Raw genomic sequence first — 24,634 nt, 5'->3', positions numbered from 1 at the left:
TCATCAACGAACAACGCTGAGGGCGAGGGGCCGCACGCGCACGGTGATGTCGGTGCTGGAGGCCAGGGGTTCGCCGTCCACGGCCAGCGGCACGGGCTTGAGCGCGGTCAGGCGCAGGGACTTGAAGCTGCTCAAGGCCACCTTGGCGTGGCGCAGGTGCTGGCCGGTCAGCAGCAGCGGCATCATCATCAGTGCGCCGAGGCGGCCGAAGGCGCCGACGCGCAGCAGCTGCAGCTCGCCATCGTCGACGCGCGCGCCGGGCGCCGCCGGCATGCCACTGCCGTAGGTCGATGTGTTCAGGCTGGAGGCGAACAGCAGCGGGCCGTCGTGCAGCAACTGGCCGTCCGCCTCGACACGCATCGCATAGACGCGCAGCCGGCCGATCTCGCTGAGCGTGGCCCACAGATAGCGCGGCTGGCCACGCAGCCAGTTGGGCGCGGCCTGGGCGCGGATGGCGATGGCTGCGTCGAAGCCGGCCGTCAGGCTGGACATGAAGAGCTGCGGCCCACCGTCGGGCGTCGTGATCTCGCCGAGATCCATCGCCGAAGCGGGTGCGCGCTGCGCGTGTGCCAGGGCTTCACGCCAGCCCATGCGGGCCAGGCCGAGTGCCCGCGCCAGGTCGTTGCCGGTGCCGCCGGGCAGGATGGCCAGTTGCAGCTTGCGCGCCACCAGCGCAGGCAGCAGCTGGTGCACGGTGCCGTCACCGCCGGCGACGATGACGCGGCTGCCCTCGGGCAAGGCCAGCAGGCGCTGGCGTGCGGCGGCGACGTTCTCGGGCAGCACCAGCGGTACCTGGGGCAGGGCCTCGCGCAGCGGCGCGGCGAGGGCGGCGCAGCGGCCGTTGGCGGCGTGCGGGTTCAGCAGGCACAGGGAGGGGGTCAGGGAAGAGGCGCTCACTCCGGCATTGAAGCCGGGCCCGGCAGACCGCGCCATCGGCGCAGACCCTGGCGGCAGCGGCCCTCGGCCTGCCTACACTCGGATCAAATCCCGGGGAAGGGAGCCGATCCGCATGACGCTGGATGTACCGACGCTGGTGCTGATGCTTGTCGTCGGCTTCGGGCTGCTCACCCTGCTGCTGGAGCTGGCGGGCCGAGGCGGCCTGCAGCGCAGCGAGCTCAAGCGCTTGAGTGGTGCGGCCAAAGCCTTGTGCGGCGGCTTTCTCTGCTTTGCGCTGCAGCCCTGGCTGCCAGCATGGCTGATGCTGCTGGGCGGCAATCTGCTGTTGATGGCGGGACTGGCCCAGTTCGCGTCGGCAGTGTCCTGGCATCTGCTCAACCGCGGCGTGAGGGTCTGGCAGCACTGGCTGCTCGTCGCCGCGGTGCTCACGGTGCCCGCCATCCTCGACATCGGCACACCGGTGCGCGCCGCCACCATGTCGGCTGCCATGGCCGCCCTGTTGCTGCCGGCCACCGTCATGGCCCTGCGCCAGGGTTGGCGCGGTGAATTGTCCTTTCGCGTCGTGGCGCTGATGCTGTTGCTGGCCAGCGTGGCCCTGTGGGTGCGCGTAGGTTTCGGTGTCTGGTGGGCGGGTGGCGCGCCAATGCCGACCGCGGCGGCGGCCTTCTGGAGCAGCGCCATCTTCATGCTGGCCTTCATGGCCGTGCTGGCGGCGGGCTTCGGCTTCGTGCTGGCCGGCTTCGAGCGCATGGCCGCGCAGATGCGCGAGCTGGCCAGCGTCGATGGCCTGACCGGTGCCGTCAACCACAACACGACCGTTTCCCTGCTGGCGCATTCGCTGGAACGCGGCCGGCGCGAGAACCAGCCGGTCAGCTTCGTCATGCTGGACCTGGACCACTTCAAGCGCGTCAACGACCAGCATGGTCACGTCATCGGCGACAACGTGCTGCGCGCCGTGGCGGCCTGCGCGCGGCAGCGGCTGCGCGGCTCGGACGTGCTGGGGCGCCTGGGCGGCGAGGAGTTCGGCATGGTGCTGCCGGCCACGGGCGTGGCAGGCGCCAAGCACCTGGCCGAACAGGTGCGCCTGGCCGTGGAGGCGCTGGAGCTCAAGGGCGATGGCGGCCAGCCGCTGCGCGTGACGCTGTCGGCCGGTGTCGCCGAGGCTGCCAAGACCGACACACCCGAGACGCTGATGCACCTGGCCGACAAGGCTCTCTACCAGGCCAAGCAGAAGGGCCGCAACCAAGTCGTCGTGGCGGATGACTGGATGCGCAATTCGACGCTGCAGTCGGTAGTGGGCTAGCAGCTCTCGTATTTCCAATTGCGCGACTTGCCTTCGGCCAGCCATTCCACGGCCTGCGCGATGCGCTTGGTGCGCGTCTCCTCGCGCTTGGCCTCCAGCACCCATTCCAGGTAGTCGCGCTGCTTGCTCGGCGCGAAGGCCTCGTAGTGCTGCTTCGCGGCCTTGACCTTGGCGAGTGCCGCGGCGAAGTCGGCGGGCATCTCCAACTGGGGGCGCGGCTCGCGGTTGGGCTTGGCGGCGCGCGGTGCGCCGGCCCGCAGCAGGGTCGCGGCGGCCTTGATCTGCTTGCGCAGCTCGGTGCGGCCGGGCAGATCGGTCATCTTCTCGATGCGGCCAAAGTCTCCCATCGCACCGCCCTGGCCTTCGGTCGCGCCCTCACGCTCCCAGAAACCGAAGGCGCAATGCGCCTTGAAGGCCGACATGCCGCACATCAGCTTGCCGTCGAGCGTGAAGTGGGGGCGACTCCATTTGATGGTCTCGACGACATCGGGGCAGGCCGCATGCACGTCCTCGCGCAGCCGCTCGAGGATGGGGCGGGCGAACTCGGGTACGCCGGCCAGATAGGTGTCGATGCGAGGGTCGAGTGTCGGCATGCTCACTCACTGCGGTTGAGGTGGTGCTCGATGCGGCGGTCCGGGATCAGCCACAGTGCCGCGGCGATGGCGTAGCCCGCCAGCGACAGGCCCACGTGCACGAAGGCCAGCGCAATGGACGCCAGGTAGATGACCGGCGAGATCTTGCCCTTCCAGTCCTTGCCCAGCGCCTGGGCCAGCACGGTGTTGTTGCCGGGGATACAGACCAGGGCGCGTTGCAGCAGCACCCAGGCGAATGCGGCCATGACGAGCACGCCGCCGTAGACGGCCACGGGCAGCGGCGCGAAATGGTTCTCGCCCATCCAGCCGGTGGCAAAGGGCAACAGCGACAGCCAGAACAGCAGGTGCAGATTCGGCCAGAGCACGCCGCCGCTGATCTTGTGCACGGCGTGCAGCAGATGGTGGTGGTTGTTCCAGTAGATGCCGACGTAGACAAAGCTCAGCACATAGGACAGGAAGACGGGCCACAGAGGCTTGAGCGCTTCCCAGTCGCTGCCGTGGGGCACCTTCATCTCCAGCACCATGATGGTGATGATGATGGCGATGACGCCGTCGCTGAAGGCTTCGAGACGGGTCTTGTTCATCTCAGTGATCCATTGCGCATTTCCGGCGCCCCGCTTCCATGTGGCCGGCATTTTTCGGGCCGCGCGCAGGGCCGCTCCCAAGCCGTCCCTCCGGGGACCGACCAGGTTTGCGCGCGTTCAGCGCCGCGAGACTGGGCGAGGGGCTGTTTCATCCGGCCAGTCTAGACTTCCGCCCCCTGATTGCCGCCTCCGGACTGACCCTTGCGACGCCTGTTGCCGCTCCTGTTCTTCGCCTGCTCGGCGGCCCTGGCCCAGTTGCCTCAAGTGCCGTCTTTGACGCTGGAACAACTGCCGCGCCCGACCATGCCCCCGGGTGAGCGCGGTCCCGTCGTGCCGGCCCAGGTGGAGCGCTGGCGCCAGGAGGCCAAGGCGCTGGAGTACGGTGACGGCGTCAAGCGCGACGAGGTCGCGGCGGCCAAGCTCTACTGCCGCGCTTCGCGCTACGGCGATGCCGAGGCCCAGTACAGCCTGGGCTGGATGCTGACCAACTCGCGCGGCATCCAGCGCAACGACGCCGAGGCCGCGCACATGTTCGCGGCCGCGGCCGAGCAGGGCATGGAGCAGGCCCAAAACATGCTCGAGCGCATGGGCGGCACGCCGCTGGGCGATCCGCCGCCCTGCCTGCGCCCGCCCGAGACCGACCCGCCGGTGGCGGTCGCGCTGCCGCCCACGCCGCGTGGCGCCAAGCCGGTGTCGCTGTGGGCCACCTTGCCGCTGCCGCAGCACGCGCCGCCGGCCATCGTCAGCTATGTGAAGCTGGTGGCGCCGGAGTACCAGCTCTCGCCCGCCCTGGTGCTGGCCGTCATGGCCACCGAGTCCAACTTCGACCCCCTGGCCGAGTCGCCCAAGCGCGCCCAGGGTCTGATGCAGCTGCTGCCCGAGACGGGGGCGCGCTTCGGCGTCGTGCGGCTGCGCGACCCGTCCCAGAACATCCGCGGCGGCATGGCCTATCTGCGCTGGCTGCTGGCCTATTTCGAGGGCGACGTGATGATGACGCTGGCGGCCTACAACGCCGGCGAGAAGGCCGTGGACCGCTACCTCGGCGTGCCGCCCTATGCCGAGACGCGGCTGTATGTGCGCAAGATCATGGCGGCCACCGGCGGCCAGCGCCTGCACCCCTTCGATGCCAAGGTGACCGGCGCCTCGCCCATGCTGCTGCGGGTCAAGGCCGCCATGCAGACCCTGCAGTCGCGTTGACTTCCGTGAGATAAATCATGGCGCGCTTGCGCCGCGTGCTGAAGAAACCACGCGATGCAGGCATCGTGCTCGTCGAGGCTGAACCAAGCTCACGATGGAACCCCTGCACGCCGACACCCTGCTGCGCGTTTTCCAGCTCGTCACCACGATGCTGGCCCTGGCCACGCTCGGCGGCGCCTGGCATCTGAAGGGCGAGCGCGCGCTGTGGTTGTGGGCCGGGGCCTTCGCTGCCGCGGCCGCGACCCAGGCGCTGCGTGCGACCTTCATCGCCCTGGAGGCGCCGCGCACGCTGTGGGTGGTGGGGCACCTGGGCAGCGTGCTGGCCGCGCTGCTGGTGCTGCTCGGCCTGCGCGTCTACCTCGGCCAGCCCTTGCGCTGGCGCTGGCCGGTGCTGTTCACGGGCCTGGTCTGCATCGCCTCCTTTGCGCTGACGGCGTGGACGAAGCAGTTCTGGCCGTCGTTGACACTGACCCTGCTGGCCTCGGCCGTGCTGAACATGCCCGCCGCCCATGCCGCGCTGCGGGCCTGGCAGGTGGAGCGCGGCTTCCCACTCGCCCTGCTGGGTGCCGATCTTTTGGCCAGCGCCGTCATCGAAGTGGCGCGCGGGTTGGCCGTCTCGCCGCTGATCGCCGAGTCGCGCGCCGAGCTCATGCTCTACAACTCCATCGGCCTGCTCGCCGTCATCGCGCTGTTCATCGGCCAGGCCCTGGCCATGCTGCTGCTGCTGCAGGACCGCGCGCTGCGCCAGATCGAACGCCTCATCGAGATCGATGTGCTGACCGGCCTCTTGAACCGGCGCGGCTTCGACGAGCGGCTGCGGCGCCTGCTCAAGCGCGACGCGCCCCTTCTCGCCGTGCTGGACGTGGACCACTTCAAGCGCATCAACGATACGCATGGCCACGCGGTCGGCGACACGGTGCTCAGCGCCGTCGGTGCACGCCTGCACGAGGCGCTGCGGCCGCTGGACCTGGCCGTGCGCCTGGGCGGCGAGGAGTTCGCCGTCATCTGGCTCAATCCGGAGGCCGGCGGCGAGTTGCGCCTGGGCGAGCGGCTGCGGGACGTCATTGGCCGCCACCCTTTCGAGACGGCCGCCGGCCCGCTGACGGTGACGGTCAGCGTCGGCGTGGCCCAGGCGCTGGGGCCGGAGGAGGCGCCCGAGGCCCTTTTCAGCCGTGCCGACACCGCGTTGTATGAAGCCAAGCGTGGCGGGCGCGACCGCGTCGTGCTGGCGCCCTGACCCCGGTTCAGGGGAGTTCAGGGGCTGGCGTCTAGATGCGGGCCCGGCATTGAAAAAGGGCTGCTGCACAATCCGGCCAGCCTAGAAAAGCAGGGAGAGACAGTGGATCGCGACGGCATCAATTGGCTGGGAATCGGCCTGCGGGCGGCTGCCTTGGTGGTCACCATCTCGCTGCTGACCTGGTGCAGCATGGCCAGGCAGAGCAGCCAGGACGTGGCCGGCCTCGGGCCCGAGTTGCGCGAGATGATGCTGATGGGCGGCATGGCCGACGCCAGCGGCATGATCGACCTCGACAAGACCGCCAAGCGCGTCGGCGCCGTCGGCATGAACCGCCTGCTCTATGACAACGCCGGCACGGGCAGCCTCCCGGCCCTGCGCTGGATGGTGAAGCATGGCGCCGAGCCGCGCTATGTCGGCGCGCTGGACAAGGGCACGCTGCTGCAGCAGGCCGCCGCCAAGCCGACGCTGGACCGCATGCGTTTCTTCATCGAGGAGCTCAAGCTCGACCCCCAGCAGGAGACGCCCAACCGCGTCGGCATCATGCATCTGGCGGCGCGCAATGGCGTCGATGCGCAGACCATGGTCTTCCTGACCTCACGAGGCCTGAACATCAATGCGCCCGACGCCGGTGGCCGCCTGCCCATCCACTACGCGGCACTCAAGTCCATCGGCCCGCTGGTGTCGGCCGGCGCGGACATCAATGCGCTGGACGGCCAGGGCCGCACGGCCCTGCACTGGGCCGTCGAGGAGGGGCGCCACGATGCGGTGGCGGAGCTGATCCGCCTGCAGGCCTCGGTCTTCGCCCAGGACCGCCAGGGCAATACGCCGCTGCACCTGGCCGCGGTCGGCAGCTCCGACCCGATCATCGACACGCTGCTGGCCGCCGGCTCCCTGAAGGCGACACGCAACGCCGACGGCCTGACGGCGCGCGAGTATCTCGAGAAGTCCCGCAACAAGCGCCGCTACGGCTACGGCAGCGAGCGGGAACAGAGGCTGTGACCCTGGCCCGCCTGGCCTGGGCCGTGCTGGCCCTGCTGGCACTGACGGGTACGGCGCGTGCCGACGGTGCGGGCGTCTACAAATGCCGCAAGCCCGATGGCACCACGGTCTTCAGCGACCGCCCCTGCCCCGAGGCCGAGTCGACGCAGATTGCCCGCAGCGGCCCCAAGGCGCCGGAGGCCAGCCAGTTCATGAGCCCGCGCTGCCTGCGCCTGCGTGAACAGTTGAACCAGGCCGGCAACGACGGCAGCACCGACGAGGCGACGCGCCAGCAGCTCGACTTTCGCTACCAGCGCGATTGCTATGCGGAAGAGCAGGACGCCAACGAAAAGGTCAATCAGCTGCTGGAGGATGCGCGCACGCAGTCGCTGCAGGAGCGTCGCGCGCTGGCCGAGGCCAAGGCGCGGCAGCAGCGCGAGTTCACCCAATGCGTGGAGCTGCGCAACAACCTGCGCGCCCGCCGCCTGCGCGAGGCCGAGATGAATGCTGGCGAGCGGGCCGATCTGGAGCGCTTGTCCGCCGCTTTCGACCAGCGCTGCCGCGGGCTCTAGGGGGCGCGGTCAGTTCGACAGCGTGTGCATCGTGCTGAACGACTGCCCCGCCTCGCGGAACACCGTTTCCACCGCGCCCGCCGCGTCGCGGTGGAGAAGGGTCTCGAGGTCGGCGGTCTCGACGTAGAACCAGCCACCGCTGCCGTCGCCAGTCCAGTATTTCGCGGTGGCCGTGGGCGCCGCGCCAAGACCACCGGCGCCTTCGTTCCAGCCCGGGCCGATCTGGATGCTGCCCGCTGAACCGGTGAAGCTGTGATCCGCGGGGAAGGGATCCGTGGCCAGCACGCCTGTGGTCCTGTTGGTGACCGGATTGAAACGAAAGGAGACGGCAAACGGCCCCGACGCACCGGCCGCCGAATAGCCGGTCGGCACCCGGCCGGTCGGTGTCAGCGCGGTGCCGACAAGCCAGGGCGAGGGGGCGCCCCGCGTGCCTGCGGGCGGCGGCGAGGCATCGCGGCGCAGGGCATAGGGCTTGGCAATCGTCAGCGCGAACATGCGGTTGCCCAGGATGCCCACCACCGTGGGGCCGTAGCGCAGCGGCTGCACCGCCGCGGTCGTGAACTTCAGCGACCAGCTGAGAGTGTTGGCGGTGCCGCCGGGTGGGGTGTCAACCCGCAGGATGCCGCTCATCTCGCAGCCGGTGCTGCCGGGCAGGTCGGCATAGGTCGTGCTGACGACCAGTTGCTCCGTCGCCGCGTTCCACTGGTCGGCCGGGGTTCCGTCGGACTGGATGGTGTCGGCGCCGCAGGTCAGCACATAGCCCGAAGACGGGTTGGTGTAACCGTGGACGCGCAGCGTGGTGGTCAGGGTGCCGCTATCGGCGCTGACGCCGGTGCTCGACGAGGCAGGAGACATGCTGACCACCGACAAGGATGGCGGCTCCACCGGAGGCGTGGGCGTGCCACCGCCACCACCACCGCCTCCACAAGCCGCCAGGACGGCAAGCAGCCCGAAAGACAACAACCTCGCTCGCATTGGATTCCCTTGTTGAGGCCGGCGAGACCGTCCGATCAGGGCGTTATCTCGCGAGATGCGCGAAGTTTAGCGACGGGTTTCAGTCAGATTTGTTATCGCGGTGTAAAGGGCTTGTGGCGGCGAGGGGCAAGGAACTCACATGCTGCGCCGGTACTGCCCACCTACCTCGAACAGCGCGCCGGTGATCTGGCCCAGCGAGCACACGCGCACGGCCTCCATCAGCACGTCGAACACGTTCCGGTTCTCGATGACGGCCTGCTGCAATCTCGCCAGCATCGCCGGCGACTCGGCCGCGTGGCGGTCCTGGAACTCTGCCAGGCGGGTCAGCTGCGACTGCTTCTCCTCGTCGGTCGAGCGCGCCAGCTCGATGTGCTCCGGCACCGTCTCGCCATTGGGGTTGCGGAAGGTGTTGACGCCGATGATGGGGTACTCGCCGGTGTGCTTGAGCATCTCGTAGTGCATCGACTCTTCCTGGATGCGGCCCCGCTGGTAGCCCGTCTCCATCGCGCCGAGCACGCCGCCGCGTTCGCTGATGCGCTCGAACTCGCGCAGCACGGCCTCTTCGACCAGCTCGGTCAGCTCGTCGATGATGAAGGCGCCCTGCGACGGGTTCTCGTTCTTGGCCAGGCCCCACTCGCGGTTGATGACGAGCTGGATGGCCATCGCGCGGCGCACGCTCTCGTCAGTGGGCGTCGTGATCGCCTCGTCGTAGGCGTTGGTGTGCAGCGAGTTGCAGTTGTCGTAGACGGCGATCAGCGCCTGCAGCGTGGTGCGGATGTCGTTGAAGGCGATCTCCTGCGCGTGCAAGCTGCGGCCCGACGTCTGCACGTGGTACTTCAGCTTCTGCGAGCGCTCGTTGGCGCCGTAGCGATCACGCATGGCGATGGCCCAGATGCGGCGCGCGACGCGGCCCAGCACCGTGTACTCCGGGTCCATGCCGTTGCTGAAGAAGAACGACAGGTTGGGCGCGAAGTCGTCGATGTGCATGCCGCGCGCGAGATACGCCTCGACAAACGTGAAGCCGTTGGACAGCGTCAGCGCCAGCTGGCTGATCGGGTTCGCACCCGCTTCAGCAATGTGATACCCCGAGATCGACACCGAGTAGAAATTGCGCACGTTGTGGTGCACGAAGTACTCGGCGATGTCACCCATGACCTTCAGCGAGAACTCGGTCGAGAAGATGCAGGTGTTCTGGCCCTGGTCTTCCTTGAGGATGTCGGCCTGCACGGTGCCGCGCACATTGGCCAGCACCCAGTCCTTGATCTTGGCGGCCTCGTCGGCCGTCGGCTCGCGGCCGTTGTCGGCCTTGAACTTGGCGAGGTTCTGGTCGATGGCCGTGTTCATGAACATGGCCAGGATGGACGGCGCGGGGCCGTTGATGGTCATGGACACGCTGGTGGTCGGGCTGCACAGGTCGAAACCGTCGTACAGCACCTTCATGTCGTCCAGCGTCGCGATGCTGACGCCGGAGTTGCCGACCTTGCCGTAGATGTCGGGCCGCGGCGCGGGATCGGCGCCGTACAGCGTCACCGAGTCGAAGGCCGTGGACAGGCGCTTGGCGGGCATGCCCTCGGACACCAGCTTGAAGCGGCGGTTGGTGCGGAAGGCGTCGCCTTCGCCGGCGAACATGCGCGTCGGGTCCTCGCCTTCGCGCTTGAAGGCGAACACGCCGGCCGCATACGGGAAGCTGCCGGGCACGTTCTCCAGCATCAGCCACTTCAGCAGCTCGCCGTGGCACTCGTAGCCCGGCAGCACGACCTTGCGGATCTTGGTGCCGGACAGGCTTTGCGTGACCAGGGCCGTGCGGATCTCCTTGTCGCGGATCTTCACGACGTACTCGTCGCCGGCGTAGGCCTTGACCATGTCGGGCCACTGCTGCAGCAGCTGGCGCGCGTCGCCGTCGAGCCTGGCCTTGCGCTGCTCGGCCAGGTCGCCCAGCGCGGTGCGGGCGCCGTTCTTGTCGGGGTTGGCGGCTTCCAGCATCGCGCGACTGGCTTCCAGCTGCTGGATCTCGCGGGCCAGCGCGGCCTGCTTGCGCGCGCGGCCCTTGTAGGCGCGCACCGTGTCGCTGATGTCGGCCAGGTAGCGCACGCGGGCGGCCGGCACGATGGGGGTCTGGTGGGTGCTGTGGCGGGTGTCGACGCGCGGCAGGCGGCCTTCGCTGAAGGGGATGCCCAGGTCGGCCAGTCGCACCTTGAGCGCCTGGTAGAGGGCCGTCACGCCGTCGTCGTTGAAGCGGCTGGCCATGGTGCCGAACACCGGCATCGTATCCGGCATGACCGTGAAGGCCTCGCGGTTGCGCTGCACCTGCTTGCTGACATCGCGAAGCGCGTCGAGCGAACCCTTGCGATCGAACTTGTTGATGGCGACGAACTCGGCGAAGTCCAGCATGTCGATCTTCTCGAGCTGGCTGGCGGCGCCGAACTCGGGCGTCATGACGTACATGGGCACGTTCACGAGCGGCACGATGGCCGCGTCGCCCTGGCCGATGCCGCTCGTCTCGACGATGACGAGGTCGAAGCCCGCGACCTTGGCGGCAGCGATGACGTCGGGCAGGGCGGGGGAGATCTCGCTGCCGAAGTCGCGCGTGGCCAGCGAGCGCATGAAGACGCGCGCACCACCGCCCCAGGGCGAGATGGCGTTCATGCGGATGCGGTCGCCCAGCAGGGCGCCGCCGCTCTTGCGGCGCGACGGGTCGATGGAGATGAGGGCCACGCGCAGCGCGTCGCCCTGGTCCAGGCGCAGGCGACGGATCAGCTCATCGGTCAGGCTGGACTTGCCGGCGCCGCCGGTGCCGGTGATGCCGAGCACGGGCGTCTTGATGTGCTTGGCCTGGTCTCGCAGCGCGTCAACAATGGCCGCGTCGGCCTTGCCGTTCTCCAGCGCGGTCAGCAACTGCGCGAGGGAGCGCCAGGCGGCTTCCGAGTGCCCGGTGATGGCCGACAGGTTCTGCGGCGCATAGACGCTGAAGTCCTGGTCGGCCTTCATGACCATCTCACCGATCATCCCTTGCAGGCCCATGCGCTGGCCGTCCTCGGGGCTGAAGATGCGCACGCCATGCTCGGCCAGCTCGCGGATCTCGGCCGGCACGATGACGCCGCCGCCGCCGCCGAACACCTGGATGTGCTCGCCGCCGCGCTCCTTCAGCAACTGCACCATGTACTTGAAGTACTCGACATGGCCGCCCTGGTAGGAGGAGATGGCGATGCCCTGGGCATCCTCCTGCAGCGCCGCGGTGACGACTTCGTCCACCGAGCGGTTGTGCCCGAGGTGGATGACCTCGGTGCCCATGCCCTGCAGGATGCGCCGCATGATGTTGATGGCGGCGTCATGCCCGTCAAACAGGCTGGCGGCGGTGACGAAACGGACCTTGTGGGTCGGGCGGTACTCGGCCAATGCTTTGTAGTCAGCGGCGAGATCGGTCATGGCTGTCTCCTTGCTCGGGCCGGATTCTAGGTCGCCAATTGACGTTAACGTCAATTGAGCGTCCGGGTATGGTGCTCGGCCATGACGGACTCCTCAACCGATCTGGACAAATTCGACCGCCAGATCCTCGCCCGCCTGCAGGACGACCCGCGCCAGCCGGCCGAGCGTATCGCCACCGCCATCGGCCTGTCGGTCACGGCCGTGCAGCGGCGCATCCGCCGGCTGCGCGAGGCCGGCGTCATCCGCGGCGAGCGCCTGGTGCTGGATGCGCTGGCCCTGGGTTACGGCCTGGCCGTGTGGGTGGAGGTGGAACTGCGCGAGGCCAGCCGCAAGGCCGTCATCGACGGCTTCAAGCGCCGCATGGCCGCCGAGCCGCGCGTGCAGCAATGCTTCTATGTGGCGGGCGACAGCGATTTCCTGCTGCTCATCCGCTGCCGCGACGTGGCCGAGTTCGAGGCGCTGACCCGCGAGCTGTTCTTCGACGACGCCAACATCCGCAAATTCCGCTCGGTCTTTGTGCTGGACGAGTGCAAGGCCGACGCCGGGCTTCCATTGACGGACTGAATTCGCCGCGCAGCGGCGTTCGCCCGCCCCGCAACGCCGCCGGGCGGCAGGCCCCTCGCCAGACGATGTCGACTTTCCAACGAAAGGACGACACGAGATGAGTTTCGAGATTGCCAGCGAGCCCACCGAATTCGAGGTCGTGGATGCCCGCTTTGAGGACTGCTTCCGCAAGAGCGCCCGGCTGGAGCGCCTGGCCAGCGGCTGCCGCTGGACCGAGGGGCCGGTCTACCTCCCCGCCCAGCGCCGCCTGCTGTGGAGCGACATCCCCAACGAGCGCATGCTGAGCTGGTGCGAGGTGTCCGGCCACGTCGCCGAGTTCCGCAAGCCCTCGGGCTATACCAACGGCCACACGCTGGACCGCGAGGGCCGCCTGATCAGCTGTGAGCATGGCGGGCGGCGCGTCGTGCGTACCGAGCACGATGGCTCGCTGACCGTGCTGGCCTCGCATCACGAGGGCAAGCGGCTCAACAGCCCCAACGACGTGGTCGTGAAGTCCGACGGCAGCATCTGGTTCACCGACCCGCCCTACGGCATCGTGGACGACTACGAAGGCGTGCGGTCGCCGCAGGAGCAGGCCGGTTGCTACGTCTACCGCCTGGATCCTGAGCGCGGCGAGCTGCGTGTGGTGGTCGACATGATGACCCACCCCAACGGCCTGGCGTTCTCGCCCGACGAGCGCTGGCTCTATGTCGCCGACACCGGCCTGGACGTCGGCACGATGCGCCGCTTCGCCGTGGACGCCGACGGCGCCTTGAGCGGCGGTGAAGTGTTCATCACCTGCGACACCGGCTTCTACGACGGCTTTCGCTGCGACACCGCCAGCCGCATCTGGACCAGCGCTGGCCGCGCCATCCACTGCCACGAGGCGGACGGCACGCTGATCGGCCGCATCCGCATGCCCGAGCGCGTGTCCAACCTCGTCTTCGGCGGCCCCAAGCGCAACCGGCTCTTCATCTGTGCGACGAGTTCTGTCTATTCGGTGCTGCTGGCGGTGAATGGCGTGAAAACGGTCTGACACGGGAATGCCCGCAAACGGTGCGCGGGGAATGGGCCGAAGATGCGCCCCCATCGAAAACTCCCCGCCATTCCCGTGACCACCAACGCCACGCCCACGCCGCTCGGGACCGAACTGACCGCCCGCGGCATCGTCCTGGGCATCCTCATCACCCTGGTCTTCACGGCCGCCAACGTCTACTTCGGCCTCAAGGCCGGCCTGACGTTTGCGACCTCCATCCCGGCCGCCGTCATCTCCATGGCCCTGCTGCGCCGGGCGGCGGGCAACTCCATCGGCGAGACCAATATCGTGCAGACGATTGCCTCGTCGGCCGGCACGCTGTCCTCCATCATCTTCGTGCTGCCCGGCCTGGTCATGATTGGCTGGTGGACGGGCTTCCCGTACTGGATGTCGATGACGCTGTGCGCCCTGGGTGGCGTGCTGGGCGTCATGTATTCCATCCCGCTGCGCCGGGCGCTGGTCACCAACTCGCCGCTGCCCTATCCGGAAGGCGTGGCCTGCGCCGAGGTGCTCAAGGTCGGCCATGCCGCCGACAGTGGCGAAGCCAATCGCCAAGGCTTGGCCGCCATCGTGGCCGGCACCGTCGTGTCGGCCGGCTTCAGCATCGTCGTCGCGACCCAGCTCTTCGCGGCCAACCTGGCCCAGTACTTCCGCCTGCCCGGTGGCGAGAAGAGCGGTACGACGGGCTATGACCTGAACTTCAGCTTCGCCCTGCTGGCCGTGGGCCATCTCGTCGGCCTGTGGGTGGGCGTGGCCATCCTGGTCGGCGCCTGTATCGCCTGGCTGGGCGGCGTGCCCTACCTGACGTCCGGTGTCGACGGCGCCGCAGAGGCGGTCGCGCTGTTCGCCTGGAGCAAGAAGGTGCGCTTCATCGGCGCCGGCTGCATCGCGGTGGCCGCCATCTGGACGCTGGTCAAGCTGGCCAAGCCCGTCGTCGCGGGCCTGCATTCGGCGGCGATGTCGGCGCGTGTGCGCAAGGCCGGCAAGGCCGACACGCTGCCGCGCAACGAGCAGGACATCCCCATCGGCACCGTCGGCCTGATCACGCTGGCCTGCATGCTGCCCATCGGCTTCATGCTGTCCAGCTTCGCCACGTCCGCAGGCCTGGGTGACCAGCTCGGCCTGCTCGTCGTTGGTGGCGTCGTCTATGTCGTGCTGATGAGCTTCTTCGTCGCCGCGGTGTGCGGCTATATGGCCGGCCTGATTGGTTCGTCCAACAGCCCGCTGTCGGGCGTCGGCATCCTCGTCGTCATCGGCGTGTCGCTGCTGCTGGCCCTGGTCGTCAAGCCCATGCTGCCGGCCTCCACGGGCCAGGCCCTGGTGGCCTTCGCGCTGTTCGTGACGGCCGTCGTGTTCGCCGTGGCGACCATCTCCAACGACAACCTGCAGGACCTGAAGACCGGCCAACTGGTGGACGCCACGCCCTGGCGCCAGCAGGTGGCGCTGATCATCGGCGTGCTGGCCGGCGCCGTCGTCATCCCGCCGGTGCTGGACCTGTTGAACCAGGCCTATGGCTTTGCCGGTGCGCCGGGCGTCGACGCCAAGAAGGCGCTCGCTGCGCCCCAGGCTGCGCTGATCTCGGCGCTGGCCAAGGGCGTCATCCAGGGCGACCTGAACTGGAACCTCATCAGCATCGGCGCGTTGATCGGCGTGGCCTGCATCGTCGTCGACGAGGTCATGAAGCGTGCCTCCGGTGGCAAGGCCCACCTCGCGCCGCTGGCCGTCGGCCTGGGCATCTATCTGCCGATGAACAGCACGCTGATGATCGTCATCGGCGCCGTGGCCGGCTGGTGGTTCGACCGCCGCGCTTCCTACAAGCGTGACCCGGAAGCCACCAAGCAGCTCGGCGTGCTGCTGGCCTCCGGCCTCATCGTCGGCGAGAGCCTGCTGGGTGTCATCCTGGCGGCCATCGTCGTGTTCTCGGGCAACGGCGCGCCACTGGCGTTGGTGGGCGACAGCTTTGCGACGGCGGGCCAGGTGCTGGGCCTGCTGGCGTTTGCAGGCATCGGCATCGGGCTGTACCGCTGGCTGCTCAGGGACTGAGCTTCAGCCGTAGTAACGCCAGAGCATCCAGCCCAGCCACAGCATCAGCAGGATGGCCTGGGAGACCGAAAACCCCCGGCTCGCTGATTCCGCGGCCTGGCTGGGGTCGGGCATGGCCAGGGCGGCCTGCACGGCCTCCGGTCCGCCCAGCCATTGCTCGATGTGGGCCATCGACGTGACCATGCCCAGCCAGTGCGGAAAGCGCCTGATGAGGATGCGCACCATCAGCTGCTCATCCCTCAGCAGGGTGGGCGATGGCGGCGTGGCGTCGCGCAGCCGGTGCGCGAGCTTGAGCTGGCGGCGCAGCACGCCGTCCGGTTGATCCAGCAGGACCTGCCTCTCGATGAGGGCCTCCTGCAGCAGTTCGCCGGCGGGGCCGAAGCTGCGCAGGTGCTGAAGGTCCTGCGTCCAGTTGAAGTTGTCGCAGGCCGCGTCGAGCAGGAATTCGTGGCCGGGCTGCCAGCCGCTGCCGAGCAGTTCCACGACACGCCGCTCCAGCAGCATGCCGGCTTCAAGGCTGGGCAGGTTTTGCTGCGCCTGCCGCAGCAGGGCGGCGGCGGCCTCGGTGCTGGCGATGGTGCCCAGCCCAGAGGCGAGGTCGTCGAAGGACGCCGTGGCTGGCGCGGGGCTGTCGATCTTGTCGAGCGGCGCGATCGGCGGCAGGGCCGCGGTCGGTGCGGCTTCGCCACGGCCGCGTTGCACCGCGTCCAGCGCCAGCGCGTAGGCCTCGCGCAGGGACTGGAAGCCCTGGATGTCGCTGGCCTGGTCGATCTGCTTGAGCTCGCGGGCGTAGGCCTGGCGCACCGCGCGCGCATCGGCGTCCACGGTCAGGCCGAGCCTGGACAAGGCCACGGCCAGCGCCTCCGTGATGCCCGGATCTGATGTCAAAAAGGCCTCCCCGCCACTTTGGTGGTGGCGGGGATGCTAAAGCCCGGGCGGTGTCGCTGCGCCGGGGCGATCCCGCGGGTGCGGGCAGGCTCAGTCGTCGGWACTGCCGTAGCCGAACAGGTGCAGCAGGCTCGTAAACAGATTGAAGATGGACACGAAGAGGCTGACGGTGGCGAGCACGTAATTCGTCTCGCCGCCGTCCACGATCTGCTTCGTCTCGAACAGGATCAGGCCGGCCGACAGCAGGGCGACGACGGCCGAGACCGTCAGCGCCAGTGCCGGGATCTGGAAGAAGATCGCCGCCAAGCCTGCGAGCACGGCGACGACCATGCCGGCGAACAGGAAACCGCCCATCCACGACAGGTCGCGCTTGGTCGTCGTCGCATACGCCGACAGGGCCAGGAAGACGGCGCCCGTTGCGCCCAGGGCCAGCATGACGGTCTGGCCGCCAGCCGGCAGGGCCAGCGTGCGGGTCAGCAGGGGGCCGAGCGTCCAGCCCATGAAGCCGGTCAGCGCGAAGACGAGGCCGACGGCGGCGCCGCGGTTCTTCAGCTTGTGGATGCCGAACAGCAGGCCGAAGTAGGCGACCAGCGTCAGGATCAGCCCGGGCGCCGGCAGATTGAAGGCGACCGCGGCCGCAGCGACGGCGGCGCTGAACAGCAGCGTCATCGACAGCAGGGCATAGGTGTTGCGCAGCACCCGGTGGGCGGTGCCGCGGTCGACGGCGGTGCCAAAGGGCACGGCAAGGGCAGTGGGGCGGGTTTGCATGGCAGACCTCCGGTTGAAAGAAAGAACACGCGCAGGGTAGATAGCCAAGACATCAAATAAAAGCAGAGAATCGCGAAACATTGCTTCGGAATAACTTGCTGAATTGCCATGAGCCTGAACTACAGCTATCGACATCTCTACTATTTCTGGGCCGTTGCCAAGGAGGGCGGCCTGACACGGGCGGCCGAGAAGCTGGGCCTGTCGGTGCAGACCGTCTCCACGCAGGTGCGCGAGCTGGAGCAGGACCTGGGCGCGGCCCTGCTCAAGCCCGCGGGCCGGGGGCTCACGCTGACCGAGGCCGGGCGCGCGGCGCTGGATGTGGCGGACCAGATCTTCTCGCTCGGCGAGACCCTGGCCGAGCGCGTGCGGGAGGCCATCGACGTGCCGACCGTGCGCCTGGCCGTCGGCATCTCCGACGGCCTGCCCAAGCTCGTCGCCCATCGCCTGCTGGCGCCCATCCTGGACACGCCGCAGCTGCGCCTGCTTTGCCACGAGGACGAGTTCGACGATCTGCTGGGCGACCTGGCCCTGCACCGGCTGGACGTCGTGCTGGCCGACCGGCCGGCGCCGCCCAACCCGAATCTGCGCGTCTACAGCCATTCCCTGGGCAGCTCGCCCATCGCCTGGTATGCCCATCCGCGCTGGGCCGAGGCCGCGGCACGCGACTTTCCGCGTTCTCTGGCCGACGTGCCGCTGTTGCTGCCGACCTCCCATGCCGCGCTGCGGCCACGGCTGGACCAGTGGTTGAACGAGGAGGGCTTGCGCGTGCGCGTCGCTGGCGAGTTCGAGGACAGCGCCCTGCTCGCCACCTTCGGCAGCGAGGGCCTGGGCGTCTTCCCGGCCGCGACTGCCGTGGACGATGCGCTGACGGGCCGCTACGGCGTCGTCAACGTCGGCCTGGCTGAAGGGCTGGCCGAGCAGTTCTATGCCGTCGGCACGGACAAGAAGATCAGCCACCCGCTGGTGCGCAAGCTGCTGCCGCCGACGGCGTGAAAGCAGCGCTTGCTACAGTTGACGTTTACGTCAATCAAGAGGGCTCGGCCGCCTTGAAGCCGGGCTGACAGGAGACCTGACCATGAATCTGCCCGGCCTGAACTTCCAACTCGGCGAAGACATCGATGCGCTGCGCGACGCGGTGCGCGCCTTCGCCGACGAGGAGATTGCTCCCCGCGCGGCCGAGATCGACCGCAGCGACCAGTTCCCGATGGATCTGTGGCGCAAGATGGGCGACCTGGGCGTGCTCGGCATCACCGTGCCGGAGGAGTACGGCGGCGCCAACATGGGCTACCTCGCCCACATGGTGGCGATGGAAGAGATCAGCCGTGCCAGCGCCTCGGTGGGCCTCTCCTACGGCGCGCACAGCAATCTGTGCGTCAACCAGATCAAGCGCAACGGCAACGACGCCCAGCGCAAGAAGTACCTGCCCAAGCTGATCAGCGGCGAGCATGTCGGCGCGCTGGCGATGAGCGAGCCGGGCGCGGGTTCCGACGTGCTGAGCATGAAGCTCAAGGCTGAGGACAAGGGCGGCGTCTATCTGCTCAACGGCAACAAGATGTGGATCACCAACGGCCCCGACGCCGACACGCTGGTGGTCTACGCCAAGACCGAGCCCGAACTGGGCGCGCGCGGCGTGACGGCCTTCCTCATCGAGAAGGGCATGAAGGGTTTCAGCATCGCGCAGAAGCTCGACAAGCTCGGCATGCGCGGCTCGCACACCGGCGAGCTGGTGTTCCAGGACGTTGAAGTGCCGGCCGAGAACGTGCTGGGCGCGGTGAACGGTGGCGCCAAGGTGCTGATGTCGGGCCTGGACTACGAGCGTGCCGTGCTGACGGGCGGGCCGCTGGGCATCATGCAGAGCGTCATGGACAACGTCGTGCCCTATATCCACGACCGCAAGCAGTTCGGCCAGAGCATCGGCGAGTTCCAGCTCATCCAGGGCAAGGTCGCCGACATGTACACCGTGCTGCAGGCCGCGCGCAGCTTTGCCTACACGGTGGCCAAGAATCTCGACATGCTGGGCGCCGAGCATGTGCGCCAGGTGCGCAAGGACTGCGCCTCGGTCATCCTGTGGACGGCCGAGAAGGCCACCTGGATGGCCGGCGAGGGCGTGCAGATCTTCGGCGGCAACGGCTATATCAACGAGTACCCGCTGGGCCGCCTCTGGCGTGACGCGAAGCTCTACGAAATCGGCGCGGGCACCTCGGAGATCCGCCGCATGCTGATTGGCCGCGAGCTGTTTGCCGAGACGATGTAACTCGCCATTGCGACAATGCTGGTATGACGACGACCAACCACGAACTGCAGGACCTGCTCGACAACAACAAACGCTGGGCCGCCGACACCGAGGCCCGCGAGCCGGGTTTCTTTTCCAGCCTGCTCAAGCAGCAGACGCCGCAATACCTGTGGATAGGCTGCGCCGACAGCCGCGTGCCCGCCAACGAGCTGGTCGACCTGCTGCCGGGCGAGCTGTTCGTGCACCGCAATGTCGCCAACGTGGTCGTGCACTCCGACCTGAACTGCCTGTCCGTCATGCAGTTCGCGGTGGACCAGCTCAAGGTGCGCCACGTCATCGTCGTCGGCCACAGCAATTGCGGCGGCGTGCGTGCGGCCCTCTACGACATCCGCGTCGGCCTGGCCGACAACTGGATTCGCCATGTGCAGGACGTGCGCAACGACCACCAGGCCTGGCTCGACAGCCTGCCCGAGGCCCGCCGCGTCGATGCGCTTTGCGAGCTGAACGTGCTGGAGCAGGCCCGTAACGCCTGCCAGACCACGGTGGTGCAGGACGCCTGGCAGCGCGGCCAGGAGGTCGTCGTGCACGGCTGGGTCTACGGCCTGCACAACGGCCTGCTGGAGGATCTGCAGCTCACGGCCGCCAAGGCCGAGGATGTCGAGCCCGCCTACCGTCGCGCGCTGGCGCGCGTCAAGACGCGCTACGCCACAGCGGGCTGAACACCGCCCGATAGAGTCGGGACGCATGTTCCCGACTCAACTCACGGACACGCGTGCCTTCGACATCGCCCAGGCCCTGCTCGGCGGCTTCGACAAGCACTACCAGCTCTTCCGCGCCACCTCGGCCGAGGCCAAGGCCCGCTTCGAGCGCGGCGACTGGCGGGGCCAGCAGCGCGCCCAGGCGCTGCGCATCGAGTTCTACGACGCCCGCGTCGCCGAAGCCACCGAGGTGCTGGAGCAGCGCTTCGCGGCCTCGACGCTGCCGATGGAGGTCTGGCAGCAGGTCAAGCTGCACTTCATCGGGCTGTTGACGGATCATCGCCAGCCCGAGCTGGCCGAGACCTTCTTCAACTCGGTGTGCACGCGCATCCTGCACCACACCTACTTCCACAACGACTTCATCTTCATGCGCCCGGCCATCTCGACCGAGTACATCGAGAACGACGAGCCTGCCGCACTGCCCACCTATCGGGCCTACTACCCGGCAGCCGACAAGCTGCACGAGACGCTCAAGCGCGTCATCACCAACTTCCAGCTGAATGGCGATTTCGTCGACCTTGACCGCGACGTCGACCGCGTGCTGGCCGCTGTGCTGGAGCGCCTCGGCGACTTCCGCCGGCGCGCCAACTTCCAGCTGCAGGTGCTGTCCAGCCTGTTCTACCGCAACAAGGGCGCCTATGTCGTCGGCAAGATCATCAACGGCTTCACCGAGACGCCCTTCGCGCTGCCCATCCTGCGCGGTGATGGGGCGGCGCCGGGCCGCCCCAAGCCGCCTGAACACCCCTCGGGGGGCGACGCCGGAGGCGTCTCGGGGCCAACAAATTCCGGCCGCTTCTTCATCGACGCGGCCCTGTTCGGCGAGGACGACCTGCTGGCCTTGTTCAGCTTTGCCCGCGCCTACTTCCTCGTCGATATGGAAGTGCCGAGTGCCTATGTGCAATTCCTGCGCTCCATGATGCCGCGCAAGCCGCGTTCCGAGATCTATTCGGCCCTGGGCCTGCAGAAGCAGGGCAAGAACCTCTTCTACCGCGACTTCCTCTATCACCTGCGCCATTCATCGGACAAGTTCCGCATCGCGCCCGGCATCAAGGGCATGGTCATGGGGGTGTTCGACCTGCCGAGCTGGCCCTTCGTCTTCAAGGTCATCAAGGACTTCTACCCGCCACAGAAGGACACCACGCGCGAGCTGATCCAGAGCAAATACCTGCTCGTCAAAAGCCACGACCGCGTCGGCCGCATGGCCGACACGCTGGAGTACACCCGCGTGGCCTTCCCACGCCACCGCTTCGAGGACGAGCTCCTCAATGAGCTGAAGCATTTCTGCCCCAGCCTCATTGAGGAGAACGGTGACGACCTCGTCATCAAGCATGTCTATATCGAGCGCCGCATGGTGCCGCTCAACATCTACCTGCAGGACGCCACGCCCGAACAGGTGGAGCGCGTCGTCATCGAGTACGGCAACGCGATCAAGGACCTGGTGGCCGCCAACATCTTCCCCGGCGACATGCTGTGGAAGAACTTCGGCGTGACCCGCCACGGCAAGGTGGTGTTCTACGACTACGACGAGATCGAATACCTGAGCGACTGCAATTTCCGCCGCGTGCCCGAGCCGCGCAATGAGGAGGAAGAGATGTCAGGCGAAGTCTGGTGGGCCGTCGCGCCGCGCGACGTCTTCCCCGAGACCTTTGCGCCCTTCCTGCTCGGCAACCCGCGCGTGCGCGAGTGCTTCATGCGCCATCACGCCGACCTGCTGGACGCGAGCTTCTGGCAGGGGCATAAGGAGCGCATCCTGGCGGGGCATGTGCACGATGTGTTTCCTTACGATGCGGCACGGCGGTTCGGCGCCGGCCGGTCGCAGCAGGCCGAGGGCTGAGGGTCAGCGGTCCGACGCGAACTCGAAGAACTGCTCGAACACGCCATCGCCCGTGCATTGATAGGAGCGCAATGCCTTCTCGATGCTGGCGATCATCTGCTGGGTGATGTTCCCGTCGGCCGAGGGATTGATGGCCTTGACCTGCGTGGTCGAGGCCTGGCCCTGCTGCACGACGATAACGGCGCGAAACTCGAGCCGTCCGGCCCACTTCGCGAGGGGCGCCAGGGGCGCGGGTCTCACGGGACACAGTGACTCGGCCGTCGGGAGCTTCCAAGAGGGCTTGAGACGCAGCGGCTTTTCATAGCGCAGTTGCTGCCACTGCTCGCGAAGTGCCGTCGCGCTCGGCGTCGGCGCGCTACCTCCCATGACCAGACCGCCCGGCGTGGCGGGCTTGCCGGCGGCGAATTCGCCTTCGAAGGCCAGGCCGTCGGCCCGCTGGATCCGGCCTTGCCCCCAGGGCACGCCATTGCGGAACTTGCCGGTGTAGTGGCCGCCGTCTGCAAACCGGTAGCTGCCGTCGCCCGACAATACGGCGGCGAGGACGCCGCCTTCGTAAACATCACCACCGGCCCAGGCATAGCGACCCCGGCCGGACGCCTGTCCGTTGGCGATGGCGCCATCGTAGGCATCGCCATTGGCAAACTGGATCCGTCCCGACCGGCTTGGTGTGCCGTCCCGGCACTGGCCCTCGTAGCGGTCGCCGTTGACCCAGCTCAGGATGCAGGCGCCGCTGAGTTTTTCGCTGACGAAGGTGCCGGTGCCTGTCGTGCCGTCGGCATGGGTGACTTTCCCCAGCCCCTGCATCAGTCCGTCGACGAAGTTGCCCTCGTAGCGGTTTTGGTACTGCACCTGCAGCACACCCGGGCCCGAGAAGCGGCCGGCACTCATGCCCCCTTTGTAGAACAGGACCAGCTCGCCGTTGGCAAGAAGCTGCATCTCGCCCTGGCCGTCGGCATGGCCTTCGCGGCAGGAGCCGCTCCAGCGGACCGAGGCGTGAGGCAGCTCCGGCTGGCCTTCAAGCTTGCAGCCCTTGGCGTCGGTCATCCAGCGCCCTTCCACGAGGTCACGGGTGGCGGCCTGTGCCGGGGCCAGCAGGCCGACGGCGCAGGCGGCCAGGATCGCGCCAGCGGTGCAGCGCCATGTTTCGATGGTGCTCAACTTGCCCTCCGACCGTTTTTCAGCGGGGCGCGAGCCTAGCAGAGGCGGCCACCTGGGCAACCTGATAGCGGCTGTCAGGAACCTGCGGCCGAGTCTTACAAGCGTCGGGGCGGGTCGTCCCAACAATGGTTGGTGCCGCATTGAGCCTGGAGACGACGCAATGATCTTCGACGCCATCCGCGAAAGCCACGACCTGCAACGCGACCTGTGCCGCAAGCTCACCGCCTCGCGCGGCGACATGGCGGCGCGCCAGTTGCTGTTCCTGCAGCTGAAGGTCGAGCTGATGGCGCATGCGGCTGCCGAGGAACGCCACCTCTATGTGCCGCTGCTGATGGAAGACGGCGGGCTCGACGCCTCGCGACACGCGCTGCATGAGCACCATCAGGTGGACGAGTTGCTTGAAGACCTGTCGGTGCGCAACAAGCAGCAGGACGGCTGGATCGCGACCGCGAAGACGCTCAGCTTCAAGGTGCGCCACCACCTGAAGGAAGAGGAATCCAAGTTCTTCCACGTCGCCGGCCGCCTGCTGTCCGAGGCCAAGAAGAAGCAGCTCGCCAGCAAGTACAAGCGCGAGATCGTGCGCATGCGCAAGCACTACGCCGACGAGTACCAGACCGTGGCGGTGTCTGCCTCGACCGGCCTGGTCAAGCCCGCCAAGCCTGCGGCCGACAAGCCGGCGACGCGCGGCAATGCCAGCGCCGGTGCCCAACTGCGCGGCCAGAGCAAGCCGCGGCGCACGCGCTGACTCGGTTGCGATCACGGGTGAGCCGGGCATGGCCAACCCGGGGTAGGCTTGGGCGCCATGAGAACAGCTTTCAACACTTGGCTTGTGCTGATGCTGGTCCTGGTCTCTGCCTGCACCACCATGCCCACACCCTCCGCTGAAGCCCTCGCCGAACTCGCTCCCACCGGGCGGCTGCGTGCCGTCATCAATCTGGGCAACCCCATCCTGGCCAACAGTGGCCCGACGGCCGGCGAGCCTGCTGGCGTGTCGGTCGACATGGCGCGTGAGCTGGCTCGGCAACTCGGTGTGCAGGCGGACCTGCTGGTCGTGAAGTCAGCCGGCGAGGCGGTGGATGCACTGGCCACCGGCCGCGTGGACGTGGGCTTCTTCGCCATCGACCCTGCGCGAGCCGCAACCACGGCCTACTCGGCGGCCTATGTGCAGATCGAGGGCGCCTACCTCGTGCGCAACGACTCGCCGCTGCAGGCCAACGAAGACGTGGATCGCGCGGGCACGCGTGTCGCCGTCGGCGCGCGCAGCGCCTATGACCTCTATCTGACACGCGAACTCAAGGCCGCCACGATAGAACGTGCGCCGACCTCGCCCGAGGTGGTCAGCTACTTCCTGGCCCGGCAGCTCGATGTGGCGGCCGGTGTGAAGCAGCAGCTCGAAGCGGACGCGCGGAGCAAGCCCGGGCTGCGCCTGCTGCCGGGGCGCTTCATGGTCATCAACCAGGCCATGGGCATGGCCAAGGGCAAGGAGGCAGGCGCCCGGGCACTCGCGGATTTCGTCGAGCAGGCGAAGGTGTCCGGCTTCGTCGCCCAGGCGCTCGAACGGCACGGCATCACGGGCGCTGCGGTCGCGCCGCCCGCCGCGCCGCGCTGACG

The 24,634-nt window shown here is 68.1% G+C and carries 22 protein-coding genes; 14 read left to right on the top strand and 8 right to left on the bottom strand.

Translation table 11 applies throughout. From position 1 onward, the window contains the following. Positions 1–3 precede the first annotated feature (3 nt). The gene (locus AC1D2H_RS17245) at positions 4–897 is read right to left on the bottom strand and encodes a diacylglycerol/lipid kinase family protein (RefSeq protein ID WP_478011823.1); all 894 of its coding nucleotides are present in this window, start codon (positions 895–897) and stop codon (positions 4–6) included. A 112-nt stretch (positions 898–1,009) separates the two neighbouring features. Here AC1D2H_RS17245 and AC1D2H_RS17240 point away from each other — a divergent pair, with 112 nt between their 5' ends. Continuing rightward, positions 1,010–2,200, top strand: a complete 1,191-nt coding sequence (locus AC1D2H_RS17240; protein WP_477932533.1) for a GGDEF domain-containing protein — start codon at positions 1,010–1,012, stop codon at positions 2,198–2,200. On the opposite strand, the gene AC1D2H_RS17235 is transcribed toward AC1D2H_RS17240, so the two are convergent. Together AC1D2H_RS17235 and AC1D2H_RS17230 are read right to left on the bottom strand one after the other, a co-directional pair. Further along, positions 2,197–2,793 (bottom strand): YdeI/OmpD-associated family protein, encoded by a 597-nt coding sequence (locus AC1D2H_RS17235; protein ID WP_478011822.1) that lies wholly within the window; start codon positions 2,791–2,793, stop codon positions 2,197–2,199. The genes AC1D2H_RS17240 and AC1D2H_RS17235 overlap by 4 nt on opposite strands. Positions 2,794–2,795: 2 nt before the next feature. Further along, a complete protein-coding gene (locus AC1D2H_RS17230) occupies positions 2,796–3,377 on the bottom strand; it encodes a TMEM175 family protein (RefSeq protein WP_477932529.1) in 582 nt (193 codons plus the stop codon). Positions 3,378–3,578: 201 nt separating this feature from the next. Between AC1D2H_RS17230 and AC1D2H_RS17225 the strand changes: the two genes are divergently transcribed. The 4 genes from AC1D2H_RS17225 to AC1D2H_RS17210 all read left to right on the top strand — a co-directional run bounded on the left by AC1D2H_RS17225 (position 3,579) and on the right by AC1D2H_RS17210 (position 7,361). Further along, a complete protein-coding gene (locus AC1D2H_RS17225; protein ID WP_478011821.1) occupies positions 3,579–4,574 on the top strand; it encodes a transglycosylase SLT domain-containing protein in 996 nt (331 codons plus the stop codon). A 94-nt stretch (positions 4,575–4,668) separates the two neighbouring features. Then, on the top strand, positions 4,669–5,811 hold the full coding sequence (locus tag AC1D2H_RS17220; protein ID WP_477932526.1) for a GGDEF domain-containing protein: 1,143 nt from the start codon (positions 4,669–4,671) through the stop codon (positions 5,809–5,811). Between the two features lie 102 nt (positions 5,812–5,913). Beyond that, positions 5,914–6,810, top strand: coding sequence for an ankyrin repeat domain-containing protein (locus AC1D2H_RS17215; protein WP_477932524.1), 897 nt, complete (start codon positions 5,914–5,916; stop codon positions 6,808–6,810). Beyond that, entirely contained in the window at positions 6,807–7,361 is a 555-nt protein-coding gene (locus AC1D2H_RS17210) for a DUF4124 domain-containing protein (RefSeq protein WP_478011820.1), read from the top strand. Before AC1D2H_RS17215 ends, AC1D2H_RS17210 begins: the two co-directional genes overlap by 4 nt. 9 nt (positions 7,362–7,370) lie before the next feature. Here AC1D2H_RS17210 and AC1D2H_RS17205 read toward each other — a convergent pair whose 3' ends face one another. Next, positions 7,371–8,216, bottom strand: a complete 846-nt coding sequence (locus AC1D2H_RS17205) for a hypothetical protein (protein WP_478011819.1) — start codon at positions 8,214–8,216, stop codon at positions 7,371–7,373. Positions 8,217–8,471: 255 nt separating this feature from the next. Beyond that, positions 8,472–11,762: a fused isobutyryl-CoA mutase/GTPase IcmF gene (icmF, locus tag AC1D2H_RS17200; RefSeq protein WP_478011818.1), complete on the bottom strand. Its 3,291-nt coding sequence runs from the start codon at positions 11,760–11,762 to the stop codon at positions 8,472–8,474. Positions 11,763–11,843: 81 nt separating this feature from the next. Between icmF and AC1D2H_RS17195 the strand changes: the two genes are divergently transcribed. From AC1D2H_RS17195 to AC1D2H_RS17185, 3 genes are all read left to right on the top strand, one after another. Continuing rightward, positions 11,844–12,326 carry an Lrp/AsnC family transcriptional regulator gene (locus AC1D2H_RS17195; protein ID WP_478011817.1) on the top strand — a complete coding sequence of 161 codons (483 nt, stop codon included), beginning with the start codon at positions 11,844–11,846 and terminating at the stop codon, positions 12,324–12,326. A gap of 97 nt (positions 12,327–12,423) precedes the next feature. Next, positions 12,424–13,341, top strand: a complete 918-nt coding sequence (locus AC1D2H_RS17190; RefSeq protein ID WP_478011816.1) for an SMP-30/gluconolactonase/LRE family protein — start codon at positions 12,424–12,426, stop codon at positions 13,339–13,341. Between the two features lie 75 nt (positions 13,342–13,416). Further along, on the top strand, positions 13,417–15,384 hold the full coding sequence (locus tag AC1D2H_RS17185; RefSeq protein WP_478011815.1) for an OPT family oligopeptide transporter: 1,968 nt from the start codon (positions 13,417–13,419) through the stop codon (positions 15,382–15,384). A 3-nt stretch (positions 15,385–15,387) separates the two neighbouring features. On the opposite strand, the gene AC1D2H_RS17180 is transcribed toward AC1D2H_RS17185, so the two are convergent. Both AC1D2H_RS17180 and AC1D2H_RS17175 read right to left on the bottom strand, forming a co-directional pair. Continuing rightward, positions 15,388–16,272, bottom strand: a complete 885-nt coding sequence (locus AC1D2H_RS17180) for a hypothetical protein (protein WP_478011814.1) — start codon at positions 16,270–16,272, stop codon at positions 15,388–15,390. A gap of 90 nt (positions 16,273–16,362) precedes the next feature. Beyond that, the gene (locus AC1D2H_RS17175; protein WP_478011813.1) at positions 16,363–17,040 is read right to left on the bottom strand and encodes a Bax inhibitor-1/YccA family protein; all 678 of its coding nucleotides are present in this window, start codon (positions 17,038–17,040) and stop codon (positions 16,363–16,365) included. A 108-nt stretch (positions 17,041–17,148) separates the two neighbouring features. On the opposite strand from AC1D2H_RS17175, the gene AC1D2H_RS17170 reads away from it, so the two are divergent. From AC1D2H_RS17170 to aceK, 4 genes are all read left to right on the top strand, one after another. Then, on the top strand, positions 17,149–18,033 hold the full coding sequence (locus AC1D2H_RS17170; protein ID WP_477932507.1) for a LysR family transcriptional regulator: 885 nt from the start codon (positions 17,149–17,151) through the stop codon (positions 18,031–18,033). Between the two features lie 82 nt (positions 18,034–18,115). Beyond that, a complete protein-coding gene (locus tag AC1D2H_RS17165; RefSeq protein ID WP_478011812.1) occupies positions 18,116–19,294 on the top strand; it encodes an isovaleryl-CoA dehydrogenase in 1,179 nt (392 codons plus the stop codon). 23 nt (positions 19,295–19,317) lie between these two features. Further along, positions 19,318–19,992 (top strand): carbonate dehydratase, encoded by a 675-nt coding sequence (gene can, locus AC1D2H_RS17160; RefSeq protein ID WP_478011811.1) that lies wholly within the window; start codon positions 19,318–19,320, stop codon positions 19,990–19,992. Between the two features lie 25 nt (positions 19,993–20,017). Beyond that, positions 20,018–21,865, top strand: a complete 1,848-nt coding sequence (gene aceK, locus AC1D2H_RS17155; protein WP_478011810.1) for a bifunctional isocitrate dehydrogenase kinase/phosphatase — start codon at positions 20,018–20,020, stop codon at positions 21,863–21,865. Positions 21,866–21,868: 3 nt separating this feature from the next. Here the strand turns inward: aceK and AC1D2H_RS17150 are convergent, their stop codons facing one another. Beyond that, a complete protein-coding gene (locus AC1D2H_RS17150) occupies positions 21,869–23,023 on the bottom strand; it encodes an MORN repeat-containing protein (RefSeq protein WP_478011809.1) in 1,155 nt (384 codons plus the stop codon). A gap of 160 nt (positions 23,024–23,183) precedes the next feature. Here AC1D2H_RS17150 and AC1D2H_RS17145 point away from each other — a divergent pair, with 160 nt between their 5' ends. Next, positions 23,184–23,768, top strand: coding sequence for a hemerythrin domain-containing protein (locus AC1D2H_RS17145; protein WP_477932497.1), 585 nt, complete (start codon positions 23,184–23,186; stop codon positions 23,766–23,768). 120 nt (positions 23,769–23,888) lie between these two features. Beyond that, a complete protein-coding gene (locus tag AC1D2H_RS17140) occupies positions 23,889–24,632 on the top strand; it encodes a transporter substrate-binding domain-containing protein (RefSeq protein ID WP_478011808.1) in 744 nt (247 codons plus the stop codon). The last annotated feature ends 2 nt before the right edge of the window (positions 24,633–24,634 follow it).

Source organism: Roseateles sp. P1_C1_2, from assembly GCF_056406535.1.
Note: the sequence above shows the minus strand (reverse complement) of the source record. Positions and strands in the feature narration are given on the sequence as shown.